Here is a 3,683-nt window from a genome sequence, read left to right on the forward strand (position 1 = left end):
GTCGCTATGAATGGCACGGCGCTGCTCGACGAAATCCGGTCCCTGATGCAAGGTTTCGGGACAGAATTCACAGTAAATTTCTCGTAACTACTTAGCTACGGCTGCGCCGAATGCCGAAACCCAGCACGTGCGACACGGCGACATGGCGACCTGGAAGGCGAAGTTGCTGACCGAACCCGGCAAGCAGATCACGCTGCCGCTCCAGGCCAATAGCACTCCGGTCGGCGACGGCGGACCGGACGAAGCGACCGGCACAACACTCTCCCTGCCGCGAAAAAAAGCGTAACGCCCTGACCGCGCCAGATTACGAAAGTCCTCCATGAGACAACCAAAACCAAACTTCTCGATACTCGTTAACTGGCGCGCCAAAGGATTCGGCTGCGCCAAGGCATGCAGCCATTGCAGCTGGAGGGAATCCCCCTTTCTTCCGCATGGCATGCAGGCCAAAGAAGCAATCAGCAATTTCGTGGATAAATGTAATAAATCGTTTATCACAATTAGCGGCGGCGGCGACCCTCTATATCGATTCGATGAGCACTACCAGCAACTGCTGTCGATGATCCGCATCATTAAGGATCACGGCCTGAAGGTTCGGATCATCACCCGCGAGGTGCAGCATATCGCCAAACTTCGGGGCGTTGTAGATTACTTCTCGATCTCGCTCGATGCCGATGTACTGGACGCCATCCAGCACTATCGGCACGAGTGGGAAGGGCTTCACATCGAATACTCGCTTGTCTTGCCTGCGCTTCCCACCTCCGACATAGCCACGCTAAAACCGCAGTATTTGGCGCTGTACCGCCGCCTTGGCCAACGGCTTGTGCTCCGCGAAAACCTATTCAGCATCTTCCCACTCGACTTCGCAGAACTTAGCTTCGGCCACAGCGGCATCGTGTTTGTTCCCAAAGTACTGTGCTTATCGAGCCGTTACCTATCGATCGTGGACTGCACAGGCTACGAGCTGATGCAGGACACGGAGCGACTTGCCGAGTACCTGATGAACGAGCCAAACCTGCACCTGTTCGGCGGATTCGCGAAGCATCTGATCAATCCGAGGCTGCACTCCAATTTCTCGGACATCGACGTTATCGCATCCAGCACTGACGTTATCGACAATCTGGAACGCGACTTCGCCTTTACGTTCAAGGATGTATCACCATCCCCGGCCAGCTACCCACGCTACTTTACCGGCAAGTCCACTCGGGCAGGGAAGACCATCCATCTCATCTTGGTCAAGTTTCCTTCCGATACAGCGAAATTCATCAACGCAGCGCAGTACGACGCGGACCGCGTCAGCTACAGCGCTGGCGAGTACCACTTCGACAGCATTATCGGCGAAACAGCAATCCGCCACGCCATCAATTCCAAGTGCGTGAGCCGAATTGGCGATGATCGCGACCTGAGCCTGTTCACGATCAATCGCCCCGCCGTCGAGCAACGCCACAAGATCAAGCTGCTACGCAAGGGCTTCACTATCAACGAATAAAGGGTACCAATCCATGCAGGCCAATATCTATATCAGCGCAGAGGCTATGGCAACCGTCAACGCCATCCAACATCTGGACTACTACGAACGGGTCAGTCTGAGCGACGATCCCGCAACCGATCTTACCCACCATCCAGGCTACTACCTCAACACCAACGCCCTGCACCATGTGCCGCTACCCAAGGATGCGGCGATCGCATTATCCCTCTCTCCCGCTGACGCTGACCGCTACGGGCGGCACGTCAGCTTTCCGACCAACCTTCGGGGGGTGATCTATTCAGGCGCACAAAACCTGCCCGCCAACTACGACCAAATCATTTCCTACTGGTCGCCGTTATCGCCTATGCCCTACCATCGGAATGCGCTGTACTACCAGAACGTGCAGTCCGAATACTGCGTGGCACTGACCGACACCGACAGCATGGGTGACGCGGATGATGACCTGCCCGAAACCGTCGATACGCTCATCAGCGATTCAGTGGTGGTCGTTATCTCCGGTCTAGCGGCATCGCTCGCCAGCCTGAATTCCGATCACTTCGTTGCGCTGACGATCCCGATCAACTCGGACATGCTCGGCATCGAACTGGCCGGCTATCAGTCATCGCAGGACTACGTTACCAGCAATTCCCTGCAATCGGAAACCGTGTTCCTGCGCATTGCGGATATTCTGGCTTCGCCCAATCCTGATCTCATAGCCATAGCTGCGATCAGATCGGAGATGGGAGATTACGGCTATATCTACTGAGGGCATTCTTCCGCGAGGTGTGCTGCTCCAGCAATCATCCTGAACGTTACCAGCAGCGCCCTGGGCTGCTGGTACATTCAGGGGCCGCATATGCAGTCAACAGAAAATCCTGACCGCATATACTGAAGCAATATAGGGAGAGGGAAAAACCTACCGTCCTGATCGAGGCCTGATGAACGCTGGCGACACGGCGACATTGCCGACAGCGTGCGCTCCCGCCTGTCGGGCGTGTCGCTATGTCGCCGTGTCGCCAAGCTTACCCTTCATAGCCAGCCTGCCCCGATCACCGGGAAACGCGAAGAAATCCTCGAAGGGGCGTTTATAGAAACGGACTTTGTGCAGGGAAAAGTCATTCAGCACGTAGTCATGCCTTATCATCCGCTGAAGAAATGCAGGTATAGGCATTGCGAATGGTGATGAGCCATGCCTCAATTGTGCCTGATCGTGTGATCTCCTCATCATCGACTCAAGAGTCTGACGAGCTTTCTCCAGGCGCGGCAACGCGACGGATTTGTTGTGTTGCTTGACCATGTCTGAGAGAACAGAGGCCACTTCCGTCGCGTTGGTGTTCTCACACCACGCCAAGAATGGATGCTCACCACTTACCGTTCTATACGTACGCTTGCTATCAAAACTGCACAGCAGTTCATTGTCACCAGCCTCTTCCTTACGCCCCCTGAGCAGCGTCTTTCCTGCCGAAAGGGATAAGTAAGCCACCTTGCCAGCTTCTGGCGCGATGTCCATTATTTTTTGTGTGAACAAGACCTGCTGGATCGGCAAACCGACCATCCGACCGCATTCATCCACAAACGCCGCGACCGTCGCTGCCGGAATCAGGTTACAGAGCGGCATGTCTTTCGCATCGCCGCTGAAATCCGTTCCGCGATAAAGGCGGAAGTGGAGCAAGCCGGAGCACACTTCATAACCCAACAAGATAACCAGTTGGCGCGTTTTTCCTTGCCGCTTGTCCTGCCTAAACTGAGCCTTGAGCGACACCACCCGCAAGCGGAGCTGGCAGCTCATGGGGTAACTCCCCAAGCGGCATGAATCCGTTGTACTGGCGACGCTGCTCCTAATCCAGTCATTCCGCTCCATGTGCGAGTAGAACGTCTGCCGCGCTTTAGGTACTGGCAATCCCAAATCCTTTCCCCACTGATAAAGCCGGGATGGCGTCTCGCCGGTCAGTTCAGCTACTTCACGGGCAAAGGCAATTCCTAATTCCCGAGCCTGCTTCTTATCAAAATTAGACAAAATCGAAATCCACAAGAAGTTCCCGTCAAGGATCGCCTATCCAGCACGTCCCTCCCCGCAAAACGGCTTCTTAAGCCATTGATAAACAACACATTCTCCGAACGATACCGGCGTTTGTCAACGTAGTTGTCGCGTCACCTCAAGCTACTTGCTGTAGTGCTTCTGGCCGAATCCGTTCCGGATTCAACCAGACCTGGTCTT

The 3,683-nt window shown here is 54.9% G+C and carries 4 protein-coding genes; 3 read left to right on the forward strand and 1 reads right to left on the reverse strand.

The features are described 5' to 3' along the window. Positions 1 to 142 precede the first annotated feature (142 nt). The 3 genes from H162_RS34630 to H162_RS0129485 are packed head-to-tail and all read left to right on the forward strand — an operon-like array spanning position 143 to position 2,231. Positions 143 to 286 carry a hypothetical protein gene (locus H162_RS34630; protein WP_020657061.1) on the forward strand — a complete coding sequence of 48 codons (144 nt, stop codon included), beginning with the start codon at positions 143 to 145 and terminating at the stop codon, positions 284 to 286. Between the two features lie 33 nt (positions 287 to 319). Next, positions 320 to 1,486 carry a radical SAM family protein gene (locus H162_RS0129480; RefSeq protein ID WP_156885880.1) on the forward strand — a complete coding sequence of 389 codons (1,167 nt, stop codon included), beginning with the start codon at positions 320 to 322 and terminating at the stop codon, positions 1,484 to 1,486. Positions 1,487 to 1,499: 13 nt separating this feature from the next. Further along, on the forward strand, positions 1,500 to 2,231 hold the full coding sequence (locus tag H162_RS0129485) for a hypothetical protein (protein WP_020657063.1): 732 nt from the start codon (positions 1,500 to 1,502) through the stop codon (positions 2,229 to 2,231). A gap of 234 nt (positions 2,232 to 2,465) precedes the next feature. Here the strand turns inward: H162_RS0129485 and H162_RS0129490 are convergent, their stop codons facing one another. After that, positions 2,466 to 3,497, reverse strand: coding sequence for a hypothetical protein (locus tag H162_RS0129490; protein ID WP_156885881.1), 1,032 nt, complete (start codon positions 3,495 to 3,497; stop codon positions 2,466 to 2,468). Positions 3,498 to 3,683: the final 186 nt, after the last annotated feature.

This window comes from Massilia niastensis DSM 21313 (assembly GCF_000382345.1).
Taxonomy (GTDB): Bacteria; Pseudomonadota; Gammaproteobacteria; order Burkholderiales; family Burkholderiaceae_D; genus Telluria; species Telluria niastensis.

Coding starts and splice junctions, on each gene's coding strand:
- H162_RS34630 (WP_020657061.1), top strand. CDS start 143: ATGGCGACCTGGAAGGCGAAGTTGCTGACCGAACCCGGCAAGCAGATC.
- H162_RS0129480 (WP_156885880.1), top strand. CDS start 320: ATGAGACAACCAAAACCAAACTTCTCGATACTCGTTAACTGGCGCGCC.
- H162_RS0129485 (WP_020657063.1), top strand. CDS start 1,500: ATGCAGGCCAATATCTATATCAGCGCAGAGGCTATGGCAACCGTCAAC.